The organism is Arcicella rigui (assembly GCF_034929435.1).
GTDB classification, from domain to species: domain Bacteria; phylum Bacteroidota; class Bacteroidia; order Cytophagales; family Spirosomataceae; genus Arcicella; species Arcicella rigui.
This window is the reverse complement of the sequence record NZ_JAYFUM010000008.1, coordinates 258,101-276,596: the sequence shown is the minus strand read 5'-3', so window position 1 is coordinate 276,596 and position 18,496 is coordinate 258,101. Positions and strand designations below refer to the sequence as shown.

The 18,496-nt window shown below is 36.8% G+C and carries 12 protein-coding genes; 9 read left to right on the top strand and 3 right to left on the bottom strand.

Annotated elements, in window-relative coordinates:
* Positions 1-211 precede the first annotated feature (211 nt).
* Both VB248_RS08750 and VB248_RS08745 read left to right on the top strand, forming a co-directional pair.
* Positions 212-3,418 carry a S41 family peptidase gene (locus tag VB248_RS08750; RefSeq protein WP_323296379.1) on the top strand — a complete coding sequence of 1,069 codons (3,207 nt, stop codon included), beginning with the start codon at positions 212-214 and terminating at the stop codon, positions 3,416-3,418.
* 180 nt (positions 3,419-3,598) lie between these two features.
* Complete coding sequence (locus VB248_RS08745; RefSeq protein ID WP_323296378.1) at positions 3,599-4,564, top strand: pectinesterase family protein; 966 nt, start codon at positions 3,599-3,601, stop codon at positions 4,562-4,564.
* A gap of 110 nt (positions 4,565-4,674) precedes the next feature.
* Here VB248_RS08745 and VB248_RS08740 read toward each other — a convergent pair whose 3' ends face one another.
* The gene (locus tag VB248_RS08740) at positions 4,675-6,915 is read right to left on the bottom strand and encodes a glycoside hydrolase family 20 protein (RefSeq protein WP_323296377.1); all 2,241 of its coding nucleotides are present in this window, start codon (positions 6,913-6,915) and stop codon (positions 4,675-4,677) included.
* Between the two features lie 209 nt (positions 6,916-7,124).
* Between VB248_RS08740 and VB248_RS08735 the strand changes: the two genes are divergently transcribed.
* Together VB248_RS08735 and coaD are read left to right on the top strand one after the other, a co-directional pair.
* The gene (locus tag VB248_RS08735) at positions 7,125-7,982 is read left to right on the top strand and encodes a DUF3822 family protein (protein ID WP_323296376.1); all 858 of its coding nucleotides are present in this window, start codon (positions 7,125-7,127) and stop codon (positions 7,980-7,982) included.
* A gap of 173 nt (positions 7,983-8,155) precedes the next feature.
* Complete coding sequence (gene coaD, locus VB248_RS08730; RefSeq protein ID WP_323296375.1) at positions 8,156-8,614, top strand: pantetheine-phosphate adenylyltransferase; 459 nt, start codon at positions 8,156-8,158, stop codon at positions 8,612-8,614.
* Here the strand turns inward: coaD and VB248_RS08725 are convergent.
* The gene (locus VB248_RS08725) at positions 8,604-9,143 is read right to left on the bottom strand and encodes a MarR family winged helix-turn-helix transcriptional regulator (RefSeq protein WP_323296374.1); all 540 of its coding nucleotides are present in this window, start codon (positions 9,141-9,143) and stop codon (positions 8,604-8,606) included. The two genes, coaD and VB248_RS08725, sit on opposite strands and share 11 nt — an antisense overlap.
* A 352-nt stretch (positions 9,144-9,495) precedes the next feature.
* On the opposite strand from VB248_RS08725, the gene VB248_RS08720 reads away from it, so the two are divergent.
* The 4 genes from VB248_RS08720 (at position 9,496) to VB248_RS08705 (ending at position 14,864) form a co-directional block, all read left to right on the top strand.
* A complete protein-coding gene (locus tag VB248_RS08720) occupies positions 9,496-10,533 on the top strand; it encodes an HlyD family secretion protein (protein ID WP_323296373.1) in 1,038 nt (345 codons plus the stop codon).
* 197 nt (positions 10,534-10,730) lie between these two features.
* A complete protein-coding gene (locus VB248_RS08715; RefSeq protein WP_323296372.1) occupies positions 10,731-12,314 on the top strand; it encodes a DHA2 family efflux MFS transporter permease subunit in 1,584 nt (527 codons plus the stop codon).
* Positions 12,315-12,369: 55 nt separating this feature from the next.
* Positions 12,370-13,704, top strand: coding sequence for a TolC family protein (locus tag VB248_RS08710; protein ID WP_323296371.1), 1,335 nt, complete (start codon positions 12,370-12,372; stop codon positions 13,702-13,704).
* A 38-nt stretch (positions 13,705-13,742) separates the two neighbouring features.
* Positions 13,743-14,864 (top strand): BamA/TamA family outer membrane protein, encoded by a 1,122-nt coding sequence (locus VB248_RS08705; protein ID WP_323296370.1) that lies wholly within the window; start codon positions 13,743-13,745, stop codon positions 14,862-14,864.
* Between the two features lie 86 nt (positions 14,865-14,950).
* Here VB248_RS08705 and VB248_RS08700 read toward each other — a convergent pair whose 3' ends face one another.
* Positions 14,951-15,382, bottom strand: a complete 432-nt coding sequence (locus VB248_RS08700) for an FKBP-type peptidyl-prolyl cis-trans isomerase (protein ID WP_323296369.1) — start codon at positions 15,380-15,382, stop codon at positions 14,951-14,953.
* A 290-nt stretch (positions 15,383-15,672) separates the two neighbouring features.
* Here VB248_RS08700 and VB248_RS08695 point away from each other — a divergent pair, with 290 nt between their 5' ends.
* Positions 15,673-18,384 carry a PAS domain-containing sensor histidine kinase gene (locus VB248_RS08695; protein WP_323296368.1) on the top strand — a complete coding sequence of 904 codons (2,712 nt, stop codon included), beginning with the start codon at positions 15,673-15,675 and terminating at the stop codon, positions 18,382-18,384.
* Positions 18,385-18,496 lie beyond the last annotated feature (112 nt).

The following is an 18,496-nucleotide window of genomic DNA, read 5'->3' as shown; positions in this document are numbered from 1 at the left end:
GTCTCTGAACTCCATAGTAAATTTCTATTTGGTTCAGATTTGTTCTGAAACTAAGTATTTATTTCAAAATATCCAATTTATCTAAAGGGCTTTTTCTCTTGCCATTCTCCCCAAGTCAATTTCTTTATTTTCCTAACAGCAAACCTTTTGTTTTTATCGCTATCCCGATTAGCTTTATGAAATTTTAATGGATTCAATAAAACTAAACGTTATGCGAAAAATATTGCTATTGGGGGCTTACCTCTGCCTTTGCTCTTTGTCTGTATTTGCCCAAAACCAAGAAGTATTTTTTACTTCTTTCCCCACATTAAGTCCTGATGCCCAAACTTTAGTATATAGTTTTGAAGGCGACCTCTGGAAAGCTGATTTAGCCACCAATACTTCTACCAGATTAACAGCCATGCGAGGTTTTGAAAGTCGTGCCAAAATCTCTCCAGATGGCAAATGGGTTGCTTTTACGGGTACACAATACGGTAATCCTGATGTGTATTTAATTCCTTTGTCGGGCGGAGCGATTCGTCAATTAACTTTCCATGATAGTTTTGATTATGTAGAATCTTGGTCTTGGGATTCGCAAACTTTATACTTCGGTTCTGGAGCTCAGAACGACGGCACGGTTTATTCCATCAATATCAACAGTGGCACGCCCAAACGTATTTTTCCGCATTTTTTCAATCGTATTCATAATGTAGTAGAGCATCCAAGTTCGGGAGAATTATTCTTCAACGATACTTGGGAAAGCGACAACCAAGCTTACCGAAAAGGCTATAAAGGAGCTTTTAATCCTGATATTCAGTCTTATAATTTCAAAACAAAAACCTACAAACGATACACAGATTATGTTGGGAAAGACCTTTGGGCAAGTATCGACCGTGCAGGAAAATTGTATTTTAGTTCGGATGAAGGCAACGGCAATTATAACCTTTATACTTTAGAAAATGGCAAAAAAGTAGCTTTAACGCAATTTGGCGAAGCCATCAAGCGTCCGCAAGTAAGTGCTAATGGTCAAAAAGTAGTTTTTGAAAAAGAGTATCAATTGTATTTGTACGATGTTGCTACCAAAAGCACACAGAAAGTAAGTCTCAATGCCATCCGAAATTATGTATTGCCCAAAGAGCAAGACTATAAAATTGCAGGCAATATCAACGCTTTTGATGTGGCTGGCGATGGTAAAAAATTGGCTTTTTCTTCAAGAGGCGTATTGTTTGTGTCGGATTTGGAAGGAAAGTACATCGCTAAATTACCAACTGATGCCCAACAAAGAGTGATAGAAGTAAAATGGCTTGCCGATAACAAAACCTTGTTGTACAGCCAAACCAACGAAAACGGTTATTTGAATTTGTTCACCATTGCAGCCGATGGAAAAGGCGTAGCCAAACAAATCACCAGCGACCAACAGAACAATAGAAATATTTCTTTCAACAAAGAAAAAACGCAGGCGGTGTATCTCAGTGGTAAAAATGAAGTAAGAATTTTAGATTTAAAAACCTTGCTTTCTACCACCATCGTCAAGGAAGAACTTTGGGCAATGTACAATCCAATGCCTTACTTTTCACCCAATAGCGAATATGTGATGTTTACGGCTTACCGCAATTTTGAACAAGATATTTTCCTGTTTCATTTGGCTGACAAAAGACTTATCAATCTTACGAACACGGGTATTTCAGAAACAAGTCCGTACTGGTCGCCCGACGGGAAATATATTTATTTTGAGTCTGACAGAACCAAACCCAGTTATCCTTTTGGTGGCACAGATAGTAGAATTTACCGAGTGCCTTTGGTGAAAATAGATGCCCCTTACAAATCGGATAAATTCAATGACTTGTTTAAAGTAGTAGAGAAAAAAGAAGAAAAGAAAGAAGATAACAATACGGCAAAAAAAGTAAGTGATAAAAAGAAAAATACTAAAACGCCTATCAAAACTGATACTTTGGCAACCGTGAAAAAAGAGCCAATCGTAATAGATTTTGAAGATATTTTACAACGTTTCGAGCAGATTAGTCCCAACTTCGGAGCAGCCGAACAGCCTTTGGTGTATCAGAAAGACGAAAAAACTTATGTACTCTTTTTGTCGAACCACGAAGCAGGCAAAAGTAAACTTTGGAAAACGACCATCGAACCATTTGCCAACAATAAAACCGAAAGAGTAGAAGGAGCAGATGTAAACGGTATCGACGTAGTAGTAGCCGATGGCAAATATTATGGTTTGGTAAGTGGCAATCTTTATAAACTGAATATGGAGGGAAACAAATTAGATAAAATTGATTTGAATTTTACTTTCAGAAAAAATCTGGCGAGCGAATTTAAACAAATGTTTTTTGAAGCTTGGGCAGGCGTAGAAGAGAATTTTTATAGCGAAAATTTCAATGGCGTAGATTGGGTAAAAATGAGACAAAAGTATCAACAATACTTGCCACAAATCAATACTCGTGGCGATTTACGTACTTTGTTGGTAGATATGTTGGGCGAATTGAATGCTTCACATACAGGTTTTTCAACTTATGGCGACGAAGACGATGCCTATTTCAAAACCGTTACTTTGAATACAGGCATTGTGTTTGATAATGAAAATCCCTATCAAGTAAAATATGTAGTGAAAAAATCGCCAGCAGACAAAGCTGGAAAAGATATTCAAGCAGGTGATAAATTGATAAAAGTAAATGGCGATAGCCTTGATACGAATCAAAACCGTGATTTTTACTTCCAAAAACCATCATTAGACGATGAGATTTCACTGACTTTTGATAGAAATGGAAAGATTTTTACAACCAAAATTCACCCACAAAGTACAGGTGCTTTTGTCAGAAATTTATACAACGAATGGATTGACCAAAACCAAAAGTATGTAGATACCAAAGCCAACAAGCGTATTGCCTACGTTCACATGAGTGACATGGGACGTGAAGAATTAGAGAAATTTTTAATAGACATGACTTCCGAAGCCTACAATCGTGAAGGTTTGATTTTTGACATTCGTAATAACAGAGGAGGCAATGTGCATGATTTAGTCTTGAATTTCTTGGCACAAAAACCTTATTTAAAATGGAAGTACCGTGAAGGACAATACACCATTCAGCCCAATTTTAGTCCAGCCGCCAAACCTATTGTTTTGTTGATTAACGAACAGTCGCTAAGTGATGCCGAAATGACTGCACAAGGATTTAAAGCCCTGAAACTGGGTAAAATCATCGGTACAGAAACTTATCGTTGGATTATCTTTACTTCGGGTAAAGGCTTGGTAGATGGTTCTTTTTATCGTTTACCTTCGTGGGGTTGTTATACTTTAGAAGGCAAAGATTTAGAAAAAGAAGGCGTAAGTCCTGATATTTTTGTACGTCAAAGTTTTGAAGACAAACTCAACAACAAAGACCCACAATTGGATAAAGCGATTGAGGAGATTTTGAAGGATTTGAAGTAGTTGAATTGTTTTAAACATTATATAGAGCTTTACCTCCGAGGCTGGTCTCCTGACCAGCCTCAAATCAACCTCATAAATAATCCCACATTTGGCAGTGTCCGCAATCACTATTTTATAGGAGTAAAAAACCTTTGGCATATACTTTAGAAAGAAGTTTCAATCATCTAAAAATATTTCCTGATGTCAAAGATTTCCAGTTTTTTACTTGTACTTTTTTTCAGTTGCTTTCATTTGATAAATGCCTCGCCTACAAAACGTTGGGTGGTGGCAAAAAACGGTAGTGGCGATTTCAGTACTCTACAAGAGGCTTTTAATGCTGTACCACTCAATAATCGTATTCCCACAACGATTTATATCAAAAATGGGATTTATCAAGAAAAACTCATCCTTGATTCTACTAAAAACTTTGTGATACTCATCGGAGAAAGTGCCAAAAACACCATTTTGACTTACGATGATTTTTCTGGAAAAGTAACTAAAGAAGGCATCAAATTGGGTACGACTACTTCAACTTCAACTCGCATCGTAGCCGATAATTTTACTGCCAAAAATATCACATTCGCTAACAGTGCCGGGCCAGTTGGTCAAGCCGTAGCTATGTTGGTCGATGGTGACAAAGCCCGTTTTTTCAATTGTCGTTTTTTAGGATTTCAAGACACCCTTTATCCCAAAAGGGCGGGTACACGGCAGTATTACAAAAACTGTTATATCGAAGGAACTGTAGATTTTATTTTTGGCTGGGCAATTGCCTATTTCGACCATTGCGAATTGGTTGGCAAATTAGACGCTGGCTACTTTACCGCAGCTTCAACACCACAAAATCAGGCTTTTGGCTTTGTGTTTAATCATTGCAAAATTGGCGGAACAGCACCTGCTGAAAGCTATTACTTAGGAAGACCGTGGCGTGATTATGCTCAAACAGTATTTATTTCTTGTGAAATGTCGAACATCGTAAAAGTCGAAGGCTGGCATAACTGGTATAAAATCAATGCAGAAAAAACCGCCTTTTACGCCGAGTATCAATCAAAAGGCAAAGGAGGCAATACAGAAAGAAGAGTAAAATGGGCAAAACAACTCAGTAAAGATGAAGTAAAAAAGTACAAAGCAAAGAATGTTTTAAGTGGGAGTGATGGGTGGAGGTTTTAGTTTTGTGAAATCTAATTTCTGTGGCTGACCTACATTTACACCCGAGGCTGGTCGGGAAACCAGCCTAAGAGAAAGTTCAAAACTCGGCACTCAAAATTCAATACTCCATTTTACTCCACCACAATCTCATCCACAAACAACCAAGGTTTATCGCCTGCACCAGTTGAATTGGCTGGAATTGTCCCGAATGATGGTGCGATAATTCTTAGGTATTTTACACTTTTATTGAATGATACTTGTACCTGTGTAACGCCTTCTTTGGTAGGAACAGCCACTTTTTGTTGGGCAATCTGTTCATAATTTACGCCATCGTTTGAACCTAAAATTTGTACTTCCGAAGGAATCCAAATCCAGCTTGAAGGCTTGTGAAAGAAACGGAAAGTAGCTTTTTGAATGTCGGTAATTTTGCCGAAATCTATCGTTCCTTCAAAATCTAAACCATTCCAACCCAACCATTCTTCGTCGCCAAATCTACTTTCGCCACCAAACATTCCGTTGGTCAAGGCTTTTACGCCACCACGATTATAACGCTGGTCTGGTGCAGTTTTTAGCGTCATCAAATGCCCCGTAGCTTTGTTATAAGTAATCGTTCTTGTGATTTCGTCAACCAATTTTCCTTTCATAACCGTAGCCGCTTTTACGGTGCTACTTTTACGAATGGCGATTGGTGAAGAATACTTGGCAGACTGTAAAGTCGGACTTGTGCCGTCTAAAGTATAATAAATCGGAGCGTCGCCATTATCACAACTAAGAGCCAACTGAATCGTATTGTCTGCCGAAGTGGACATACTCGTTTTGATTTCAAAGAAATGTTTGGCATAATTTACCTGACGATAATCCATGCGGTTCAAATAGCTACTCAAGCGATTTAAAAAATCATTATAATTTCTGGATTCTTTTGTTGACCAATCTACTTCTGCCAAAGCCACCGCTCTCGGAAAAGTCATGTATTCTACGTGCGAGCCAACGGGTACTTGTTCTGTCCAAAGGTTTGCTTGTCCGCCCAAAATATACTTTTCTTCTTCTTTCGTCAAACCTGCTGGAATGGGTTCAAAACTGTAAATTTTAGGCAAATTAATAAAGCCACTAAAAGCCAAAGGTTCGTTCGGGTCTTCGGATTGATAATAATCTAAATAACAATGTGAAGTAGGAGAGATGATGGCTTGATGTTTCAATTTTGCAGCCGTTCCGCCACTTTCAATACTTCTCCAAGCCATTACGGTTGCGTTTGGAGCTAAACCGCCATCTAAAATTTCATCCCAACCAATAATTTGTCTGCCTTTTTGGTTGACGTGTACTTCGATACTTTTTATAAAATCACTTTGTAATTCATCAATATTTTTCAAGCCTTTGTCTTTCATTCTTTTTTGACAGTTTGGACATTTGTGCCAAGCCGTTTTCGAGGCTTCGTCTCCGCCAATATGAATGTATTTGCTTGGGAAAATTTCCATTACTTCGTCTAAAATATCATTCACAAAAGCAATAGACTCATCTTTCGGACAAAATTCTCCTTGAAACAACAATTGTTTTCCTGTGCTATCCAAACAAGCAAATTGCGGATAAGCCACCAAAGCAGCGTTTGAATGGGCAGGCACGTCAATTTCTGGAATAATGGTAATAAATCTTTCAGAAGCATATTTTACGATGTCTCGCATTTCATTTTGCGAGTAAAAGCCTTCGTTGGTTGGCCATTGAGGCGATTTTGCGGTGTGAAGTAAAGGATATTTTTTACTTTCAAAACGAAAAGCTTGTCCGTCGCTAAGATGCCAATGAAAGCGATTGAGTTTCAAAGAAGCCAATTCGTCAATGTATTTTTTGATGAAATCCACAGGCATAAAATGGCGAGAAACGTCCAACATGATACCTCTGTAAGGAAATCTTGGAGCGTCTTCAATCGTCAAAGCTGGAATTTTTGTGTCTATATTTTTTACAAAAGTACTTTGTTCAATCTCAGCAGGCAGTAATTGCAAAATACTTTGCACAGCATAAAATACACCCGAAGGTTTTGCTGCTTTGATATGAATCAATTGCGGAGAAATGGCTAAAATATAGCCTTCTGGATTAGTGATTTTGTTATCAAACTCAACAATAATTTGATTAAACTTTGCTGTCTTTTTGCTGATTTTCAGTGAAATACCAGTTGTCTTTTTTAGTTTTGACACTAAAGGTGCTAAAGCAAAATTTGTTTCTGCATTATCGCCTAAGGTTCTGATACTGGTTTTTTCGTTGAACTGAAAAAAACCTTTTTGAGGTGTAATTTTATTCGGTAAAGGAATAATGGAAGAAGTGTTTTGTGCGAAAAGATTCCAAGAAAGCAACAAGGAAATACAAATTGACAACACAGATTTCATAAAATGGATAATTTATCATTCCAGAGCAATCATCTCTAAAATATCGTGAAAAAATTGTTTGTTATGAGAAGACAAATTCTGTGAAATATACTTAGTTGTAGGCTTTTCAGCAGCGTAGAAAGCGAGAAATTGAAAACAGTCTGAGAATAAACTTTAATTAATAGAGATAGAATTGTATTTTTGCGGACTCTATTTTTTATTATTACAGCTTGAATTCAGAAACAATACATATCGTTCCGCAAATAAAATACATTTCTCAGCAGTTCGATGCCGAGAAAATACACCAGTATCAGCTTTTTGCTGAAATTTCAGATAATTATTTTCATTTTTGGGTGGTTGAACATACATCAAAGTCATTGTTGGCTTTAGAGAGTTTTGTCTTGCCTGTTCAATTATCTTTCTCATCGCCAACGGATAATTTATCTCAGATTTTTTCACAGCATGATTTTTTGAAATCCTTGAAGTGGAAATCGGTAAAAATTACGATAGATAACCATTCTTTTACTTTACTTCCCGTAGCTTTATTCAGAAAAGAATATACCAATAAGTATTTGCAATTGGCAAAGGGGCAATTTATTGGCGATGACGAAGAAGTACGCCAAAGACTTCATCCTTCTTTGGAAATGCTGAATATTTATAGTTGCGAAAGAAAACTCTACAATTGGTTGGCGGAAACCTATCCTTTAGTAGATTTGGAGTATGAACATCTTTCAAGCGAATTGATTGAATTTGCCTTACGTTCGAGTAAGTCGCAGTCTGCTTTTATTTATGTTGGAAGCGGAGCGTTTACTTTGGTAATTACGTTGAACGGAACGCTTAAATTCTGTAATCGTTTTGTATATGCCACGCCCGAAGATTTGGCTTATTATGTACTTTTTGTAATGAGCGAACTGGGGATTGAACCAGACGAAATCTTTTTACGTCTTTATGGAAATATCGAAAAAGATGCAGAAGAGTATAAGGTTTTGACCCAGTATTTGCCAAAAGTAAAAATTGGCGATACTTCAACGGATATGCTTTTTGATAATAAAATAGCCTTGCATCATTATCTTGGGCTTAGTATTTAGGGTTCTAAGCTTTGAGTTGTGAGCCTTGAGCTTTTAGTTGTGAATCATGATTTTTAGTTTTTAGTTATAAAGTATTATGTTTAATTGTTTGAAATTCAATGTTTTATTTGAATTTATTTCAAATTTGCTCATGACCAATTACTAATCACCAAACACTCAAAAAATAAAAGACAGTGCCAAAAAAAATTGCTTTCTTTCCCGGATCATTCGACCCTTTTACGAAAGGGCATGAAGATATTGTCGTTCGTGCATTGTCTTTATTTGATGAAATCATCATAGGAATTGGACACAACTCGAACAAGGCTCGGTATTTCCCGATTGAAAAAATGATTCGTTGGATAGAGGAAACTTTTGAAGGTAAGCCTGTAAAAGTAGTTGCCTACAACGATCTTACGGCGAATGTAGCCGTAGAAATGGGAGCAAACTTCTTACTCAGAGGCTTGAGAAACACCACTGACTTTGAGTATGAAAACTCAATTTCACAAGTGAATCGCTTTTTAGTAGATGGCTTAGAAACCATTTTTCTCATTACTTCGCCAGCACTTGCACCCATTAGCTCAACCATTATCAGGGATTTACATCGCTACGGCACTAATGTAGATGCTTTTTTACCTTATAATATCAATACTTAACAGGAATAGCGTTGGCAAGATTAAGATTTAGCACCGCTTTATCGCTCATACAGGCATTGTTTGTCTCGTAATAACTTGTGATTTTCGATAAAAGGTCAATCAATTGTTCCAGTTTTTCTTGACCGATTACATCAGTGAAAGTCATTTCAATTTTTTGAGTACATTCTTTCCAGTCGAGCATTGTATCGATGCCTTTTTCGCTGAGTTTTACAATCAGCGTTCTGGCATCGTTGGGATGTTTTTCTATGGTTACAAAACCTTCATCTTGTAATTCTTTCACCAATTTACTCATGGCTTGTTTTGTTACGCCTGCCAAATGAGCCAAATTATTAATATTCGAGCCTTGTAAATCAGTATGAATCAAGGCTACCATGTGTCCTACTCTAAAATTAGTATAACCTTTCTCTTGTAAAAAATCACTGGCAATTTCACGGACAAATCGCTGAGTTTTGGAAACCAAACGCCCGATGTGGCGGTCTTTCTCTTGTTTGAACTTATATAGTTCTGTTAATTTATCATTAAGCTCCATTATATTAATTGAGTTTTATGTGGTACTAAGCTCTTAATTTTTAGCTAAAATCTAGGCTGGCATGACTGAATGGTGAACAATTGTTAATTCTTTAAACTGCTAAAATAAAGCCTTTTGACGGAATTTCTACTGACAATGCCCCAAAATCCTTCCTGAAATACTTCTGTTGTTTTCTGAATTGAAATATTTAATGTAAATATTTAACAAAGGTAATACATAAAAAAATAATTGTCAATAAACTTGACTAATTTAGTAAACTTAGTTTACCTTTGTGCTGTCAACCAAGTTTACTATTTATATTTTTATCATAATAGAACCAATCAACGAATTGTTACTCTAAAATTTTTCAATAATGGAAACTCAAGATCCAATCAAAGCGTACTTGCCAAAAATTATATTATTCATTGTAGTAGTAGTAGGTCTTTATTTAGGTTATAATAAATATCAATATGCACAAACGCATGAAGATACTGATAACGCACAAGTAGAAACCTATTTTGTACCAGTATTGCCACGCATGACTGGTTATGTAAAATCAGTTTCGGTAAAAGACTACGACGTAGTGAAAAAAGACCAATTACTGATAGAAATTGATACAGATGAAGCCCAGTTAGCTTTATCTGAAATGGAAGCCGATTTGTTTCAAGCTGAAACAGACGTTGAAAATGCCAAAGCCAATATTTCTAATTTGGCAATGACGGTAAAGTCAACCGAAGCGAATTTGAAATCAACTTATTTACGCAAGGAAAAAGCCAAAAAAGACGCTGACCGTGACGCTAACTTAGTAGCAGAAAATGCTATTACTCGTAAACAAGCAGACGACAGTAAATCGGCTCATGAAGTATTACAAGCACAATACGAGGCAGGTTTGGCGGATATTGCTACGGCAAAATCTCGTTTACCTATCTTACAAGCAGCTTTGCATAAAGCAGAGGCAGTGTTGGCAGTGAAAAAAGTGAAGATTGACCAACAAAAATTAAAGTTGACCTATTCAAAAGTATATGCTCCATCGTCAGGTAGAATTGGAAAGAAAAGCGTAGAAGCAGGGCAATTTATCCAAGCAGGTCAGCCATTGATGACGATTGTACAAGACTCAACTTTCTGGGTTGTAGCTAATTTCAAAGAAACACAAGTAGGTCGTTTGAAAATAGGAGCGGAAGCAGAAATTAAATTAGATGCTTATCCAAACCGTATTTTAAAAGGAAGAATTGCTTCGATTTCTGAATCAACAGGAGCGAAAAGTGCTTTGTTGCCTCCTGATAATGCTTCTGGAAACTTCGTAAAAGTAACACAACGTGTTCCAGTGAAAATTGAAATTCTTGATTTAGCTCAAAACAAGGATATTCTAAGAGCTGGGCTTTCATTAGAAGTAAGTGTGGAGATTAAGTAATTAGGGAATTATTTATTTAGTGATTTGTGATTTAGTGATTGAGTGATTTAATGAATTGTGAATGAGTGAATTGTGATTGAGTGATTGTAATTTATTCAATAAGTCAATTTATTACATTTAGACTTTATCAAAATTCAATCAAAGTCGAAACAATCACTCATTCACTAACTCACTCATTCACAACTAAAAAAAGCGACATGGCTGCTAAAACAGGTTTTGCAAAATATATAATCGTTATCACGACGGTTTCGGCGGCAATCATGGAATTGCTCGATACAACCATTGTGAACGTCGCCCTCAATCAAATGGCTGGTTCTTTAAGTTCAACCATCGAGGACGTAGCTTGGGTGATTACTTCTTATGCGATTGCCAATGTAATCATCATTCCCATGACGGGATTTTTAGGAGAGTATTTCGGTAGAAAAACCTATTACCTTACTTCAATGGTACTTTTTGGAGTAGCTTCTTACTTCTGTGGAGCTTCAGAAGGTTTGTGGGAATTGGTTTTCTGGCGATTTATTCAAGGGATTGGCGGAGGTGCTTTGTTGTCAACTTCGCAAGCCATTTTATTTGATGCTTTTGACCCAAAAGATAGGGGAGTAGCCTCTGGACTTTTTGGGATGGGTATTGTACTTGGCCCAACACTTGGTCCAGCTTTAGGAGGATACATTTTAGAGCATTATACTTGGTCTCAAATTTTTTATGTCAATATTCCTATTTGTGTGATTGCCACCATTCTTACCATCATTTATATTGAAAGAAAAGAAGGCGAAGGCGAACGAAAAAGTGAGATTCAGATAGATTACATCGGTATTGCACTTTTGGTCATTGGTATTGGTGCTTTACAATTTGTATTAGAAAAAGGAGAATCAGAAGACTGGTTTCAGTCGAGAATGATTGTTACACTCAGTATTGTAGCCGCCATCGGGATTTTAGGATTTATTTGGCAAGAAACCCATACCGAGCATCCAGTAGTGAATTTGGGCGTTTTCAAGTATAAAATCTTTGCTTTCTCAACCATTTTTACGCTGATTGCTGGGGTTGGTTTGTTTACTTCATCCTTTGTGTATCCCGTTTTGGTACAAAGAGTAAACGGTTTTACTCCTTACGAAGCTGGTCTTTCATTAGTTGCTCCTACTTTGGCGGCAGTCATTCTTTTCCCAATTATTGGCAAAAGAATGGCGGCAGGTGCTCCACCTATTCCGTTTATGGTGGCAGGGATTTTATTCTTTGTCTTCTTCGGATTTTATAGCGGAACGGCTACGCCCGACATGGGAAGATGGGATTTTTTCCCGATGCAACTTTGTAGAACAGTAGGTATATCATTATTACAATTACCACTCATCAATCAAGCTGTGGCTGGGCTAAAACCGAAAGAATATCCGGCTGGAATCGCTTTATCTAATATGATTCGTCAGTTAGGAGGAGCTTTCGGAATTGCCTTAGCCAACAATTTTGCAACAAACCGTGCTGCTCAACATCGTTCGGATTTGATGGCAAATATGAGTACAGATAATCCGCTTTTCAACGAACGATTGGCTAACATGACCAGAAATATGGCAGGATTGACAGGAGATACTTTCAATGCCGCTACAATGGCTTATAAGCAAATGGAAGCTGGCGTGGTTCGACAAGCCTATTATTTGGCTTATTTGGATACTTTCAGACTCATCGCTGTATTTTTTGTTTGTTTACTTCCCTTTGTGTATTTGTTGAAAACCAAAAAATTAACAGCAGAAGAAGTAGCCGAAATGGCAAAAGCTACGGCAGAAAGCCATTAATTGGAGTGATGAGTATTTTTCCGAATTTTAATGAACTTGATTAATTTTTCAAACAATGAAAATCAATAATAGATATATCGTTTCGCTTGTATTTCTTTCAGGAATATTATCGGGTCAGTCAGTTTTGGCACAAGAAAAGACCGACGAAACTCTTAAAGGTTTGGTGCGTTCGGCGATAGAGTACGCTCCGAAAATTAAGGAACAACAACAAATGGTAACCATTGGTGATTTCCGTACTAAAGTACAGGAATCGGCACTGAAACCACAAGTACAATCTGAAATTGGCGTTACTCGTATCGACCCAGTGGCAAAAGCTACTTTTGGTACTACCAATTTACAGTTTCAGCCCAATATGAATTACAATGCCAACATTGGTGCAAATTACGTTTTGTACGATTGGGGAAAGCAAAATATTAATATTGAAAAATCTAAATTAGAAACTGAGCTTTCTAAAACTGGCGTAGAAAACCTAAAAAATGCTTATGCCTACCAAGTAGCCAATTTGTATTATGGTATTATTTATACACAAAAGGCTATTGAAGTACAAAAAGAGCAATTGAAATTGGTAGAAGATAATGGCAAAGTAATCGGTGACCGCTTGAAACAAGGCGACGCTTTGGATTACGACCAAGTATCCATTCAAGTAAGGTATAAAAATGCAGAAAGTAGATTGACTGACTTACAAAATCAATTAGAACGCCAGTACATTTACTTGTCTTCATTGATTGGTAAAGATGCTCATGGTATGATTGCCAAAGATGCCAATTTCAATTTAGGCATTGCCGATTTGAGCGTTGAAGGAGCATACACACAAGCACAAAGTAGCAACCTTGACTTAAAAACCCTAAAAGACAAAGATTTAATTGCCGAACGTGAGGTGAAAATCGCACAAATGGGTGCAGCCCCATATATTGCTGCCAACGCTTCTTTTGGTTTGAAAAACGGGTATTTACCAAGAATCAATGGAGAAGTACCTGCTATTTCGGATGATTTTAAATTTGGAACAACAGTAGGTGTTAAATTGACAATCCCCGTTTACTCAGGTAACCGAGCGGCACATCAAACCGAAATTGCTAAATTGAATCGTGAAATGTTGAAGTACTCAGTAGATGCCACCAATCAGGCTTTGAAAAGAGATTTAGAAGTTGCCCAAAATGACTATCTTACAGCCAAAAATAAACTGGCTTTATCAGAAAGAAACGTCTATCAAGCACAATATGCACTAAAGTTAGCCAATACTAGATACAAAAATGGTGTAATTACTAATGTAGAGATTGAAGCATCGCAAACCGCTTTGGGCGAGGCTCAACTCACACAATTACAATATCAATATCAAATGGCAATTGCACAATTAGAGCTTAATCGCTTATCGGGCATTCGTTTTTGGTAGAAAATCTATCCCACAGGTTAACCTGTGGGATTCACTCTATGAAAAAAACACTACTTTTTTACCTCTTTCTTTTGCTATGTTTTCAGGGAAAAGCCACTGAAACCGACTCAACTTTACGCTCCAAATTCAAGGTTGTCCAATTCCTTACAGGACACAAATACCTTACTTCTCCTTTTGTTTTTTACATGCCCGAAACCAGTTGGGTATTAGGTATTGGTATCAAACGTTTCTTTAATGCAGGTGGCGAAGGCGACTCGCTTACTCGTGTGTCCAATTCGGCGGTTTTTGTGCAGTATTCGCTCAATAATCAATTGATGATAGAACATAACTATCAGATTTTCACCAATAAAGAAAAGTATTATTTAGTGGGATATTACGGTTACAGCCGTTTTCCAGTACTTTTTTATGGAATAGGGAAAGATGCCAAACTTGAAAACAAAGAAGCCATCACTTACGATTTAATCCGTTTTGATAACCTTACTTACCGGAAAGTCGGTCGGCATTCCTTTGCTGGTTTGGGTTGGCGATACTTCAATATGTACAATGTGAAAGGCGAAGAAAATGGTATTTTTGAAAATGGAGATATTGTTGGTAGAAACGGTTCAGTAGTTTCGGGTTTAAACGTTTCGTATCAGTTTGATACTCGTGACAATGTACTTACACCTTCACAAGGCTCTTTTTTACAAATTGAATACTCCGCTCATGAACGTTGGACAGGGAGTACCAATGCTTTTCATCGCTGGCAAATTGATGCTCGACACTTCTTCAAACCTTTTCCTAATCGCAAGGATGTGTTGGCATTTCAAGGCTTTGGTTTTTTTAATAATGGCAGCAAAATTCCTTTTCACGAATTAGCACTTTTAGGCGGTGATATGATTATGCGAGGTTATTATGTAGGCTCGCTCAGAGATAAAAACCTTATGGCTTTTCAAGGCGAGTACCGTTGGCAAGCCTTGAAACGTTGGGGTTTAGTAGGTTTTGGAGGCTTAGGTTGGGTAAATGAAAAAGTTAGCGATATGGGCATGAAAAACATTTTACCCAGTTACGGAGCAGGCTTACGTTTCAAAATCAACCGAAAAGAAAACGTAAATGTGCGAGTGGACTATGGCTTTGGCAATGGACAGCAAAATTTATACTTTTTTATTGCCGAGGCGTTTTAGGTTTCGAAGAACGTGAACGCTATAAAATTCAAAAGGCTGTCGCAATAAATGTGACAGCCTTTTGAATGATATAAGAATATCTTACTCTATCCGATTGAAACCAATTCAATATCAAAAATCAAATCTTTCCCTGCTAAAGGATGGTTGGCATCTAAAGTGATACTTGTATCAGTTACTTCTGTTACAGTCACTTGCATTACTTGACCAGTACCATCTTGGTGCATATTTAATTGCATACCTACTTCGTAAGGAATATCCGCTGGAATTTCTGATTTTGGAAATTCCGCTAAATAATCAGGATTTACAGGCCCGTAAGCATCTTCTGCTGGAATGTGAACTGTCTTTTTCTCTCCGATAATCATGCCAGTAATGCCGTCATCAAAACCTTTGATAACCATTCCTGAACCTAATTCAAACTCCAAAGTGTCACGTCCTTCTGAACTATCAAAAATAGTTCCGTCTGTTAATCTTCCTGTGTAATGGACGTTTACTTTATCGCCCGACTTTGCTTGTGCCATTGTTTTAATGAAATGTTAAAAATTTCGGTAAAGGTCGTGAATTTTATGGAATTTCAGAGAGCCTTTTAGAAATATTGATAGAGAATTTTTATGTTTACTTGCTTTGGGCTATTTTGTGATAAAACGTATATTTTTCATAAATTTTTATTGAGATTTTTGATGTTTAACGTTGATTATAGATTATATTACTGATAATATCAGAATTTTCTTTTGTCTAACTTATATATTTTATAAATTGACAAATTATTTCGATTAGCCACTTAATGTGATTGATGCCACAAATGAATACTATGAATTACCTACGTGATGAGTTATATGAATTGATGAAAAAGGAAGAATTTATCTTCAGTTTTACTCAAGAGTTTGCTCATGATGGATTATGGTTTTGCGATTTAGAAAATCCTGAAAATGAATGGATGAATCCAAAATTTTGGATTACTCTTGGCTATGACCCCAAAGAAATGCCTCATAAATCATCGGCTTGGAAGGAAATAATTCATCCAGATGATTTAAAGACTGTCAACGAAATTTTCAAAAAGCATCAAGAAAACCCCAAATTCTCTTACGATACAATTGTGCGTTATACTCACAAAGACGGTTCTACCGTGTGGATGCAACGCAAAGGCTTGGCCCTAAAAGACAAAACCGGCAAAGCAAACAGAATGCTCGGTGCTCATATCCTTGTGCCTAAACAAAAAATTGTGGAAACTCAACTCAGAGAAAGAATACAACGCTACGAATACATCATCAACGGTACTAATATTGCCACTTGGGAATGGAATGTAAAAACTGGCGAAACGATTTATAATGAGCGTTGGGCTGAAATTTTGGGCTATACCCTCAAAGAACTCGAACCTATTAGTATAGAAACTTGGATGAAATTTGTTCATCCAGACGATTTAAAAACATCTATTAAACTTCTTGAAGACCATTTCGATAACAAAACGCCATTTTACGAAAACGAAACTCGCCTAAGACACAAAGACGGACAATGGGTTTGGGTACTTGATAAAGGAAAAGTATTTAGCTGGACAGACAACGGTAAGCCACTTTGGATGATGGGTTCGCATCAGGACATCACTGAGCGTAAAAATAATGAGTTGTTGTTACTCAAGTACAAAGATTTATTAGAGCGTACTAAAGAATCGCCTTCAACAGGTACTTGGGAAATTAATTTGGTGAATAATGTAATTCACTGGAGTAAAAGAACGAAGGAAATCTATGAAGTAGATGATAGTTTTTCTCCTACTTATGAGTCGGTATTTAACTTTTTCCCGCAAGGAGAAAACAGAAATAAAATCATGGAGGCCATTAATAAGGCAACCACTAAAGGCTCAAGCTATGATTTAGAACTCCAAATTGTTACGCATAAAAATAAAACTAAATGGGTGCGTGCAATCGGTATTCCTGAATTTTTAGAGAAAAAATGTGTATTGATTTACGGTCTTTTCCAAGATATAGACGAGAAAAAGAAAGCAAGATTAGAAATAGCATTTAAGGAAGAACAATTCCAAAAAACATTCAAGTACGCCGCCAACGGCATGGCTTTGATGGGCGTAAAAGGAGAGTGGTTGGACGTAAACAACAGCCTTTGCGAAATGCTTGGCTATTCGGAGGAGGAACTACTCAAACTTACTTCTCAGGATATTACTAATCCTGAAGACTTGCATACCGATTTAAGTTTATTGCAAGAATTAGTGGAAGGCAAAAGAGAAAGTTATCAGTTAGAAAAACGATTTACGCATAAAAACGGACAAATTGTGTGGGTGATGGTTTCTACTTCAATGGTAAAAGACGACCAAGGAAACCCCATTCACTTTGTTTCGCAAATCAACGATATTACACAAAAAAAATGGACGGCACTGCAACTGCAAGTAACCATTAATAAACTGCAAGGAATCCAAGATGCCAGTACGCAAGTAGCCATTATTGAAACCGACAAGCGAGGAATTATTAAAACCTTCAATAAAGGAGCAGAAAATCTTTTAGGTTATACAGCAGACGAATTAGTAAGAAAGCAAACACCCGAAATTATTCATGTTCAAGAAGAAGTAGAACAGCGAGCAGCCGAATTATCACAAGAATTTAACGAAGAAATTAGTGGTATTGAAGTATTCGTTACTTATGCCAAAAAAGGACTTTTTGAAACTCGTGAGTGGACTTATATCCGTAAGGATTTATCAAGATTCCCAGTACAATTGACGGTTACTTCTATCAAAAATCATGAGAACGACATCAAAGGATTTTTGTATGTAGCCACCGACATTACTTTATTAAAAGCTTCTGAAAATGAAGTAAAAGCACTTTTGGAAGTAACCCAAGAGCAAAACAAAAGGCTTTTGAACTTCGCACATATTGTTTCTCATAATTTACGTTCACATTCTGGTAATTTCAGTATGTTGATTGATTTGATGAAAGAAGAAGTACCAGAGGCGACGGATAATGAATTCTTCCCATTATTAAGTGTGGCTTCGGATAACTTAAAAGAAACCATTACTCACTTGAACGAAGTGGTATTGATGAATACCAAAACCAACGAAAACCTCATTCCTTTAAACCTCAATGAGTTCGTTGAAAAAGCAATTCTAAATGTGAAAGCTTTAGCGATTGCCTCTAAATTGGTGATTCATAATACCGTAAATCCGAAAATTACGATCAATTATGTGGCTGCCTATTTGGAAAGTATCATTCTGAATTTCTTGACGAATGCCATTAAATACAAATCGCCAGACCGTGACCCTGTGATTAGAATTTCAACCGAAATTTCAAAACCATTTGTGGTATTGAACATTGAAGACAACGGTATCGGTATTGATTTGGAATTGCATGGAAGCAAACTTTTTGGAATGTACAAAACTTTCCACGGCAACAAAGACGCAAGAGGTATCGGTTTGTTCATTACCAAAAACCAAGTAGAAAGTTTGGGTGGAAAAATAGAAGTAGAAAGCGAATTGGACAAAGGCACAACTTTCAAAATCTATTTACCTTATTTAGAAGATTAAGGGAAGACGATAATATAATTGATAGTTTTTGTTCATGTAATTATGTGATAATTAGTGGCTTGAAATACTAATCACCAATCACTATTCTCAAATCACTACTTAAAAAAGAATG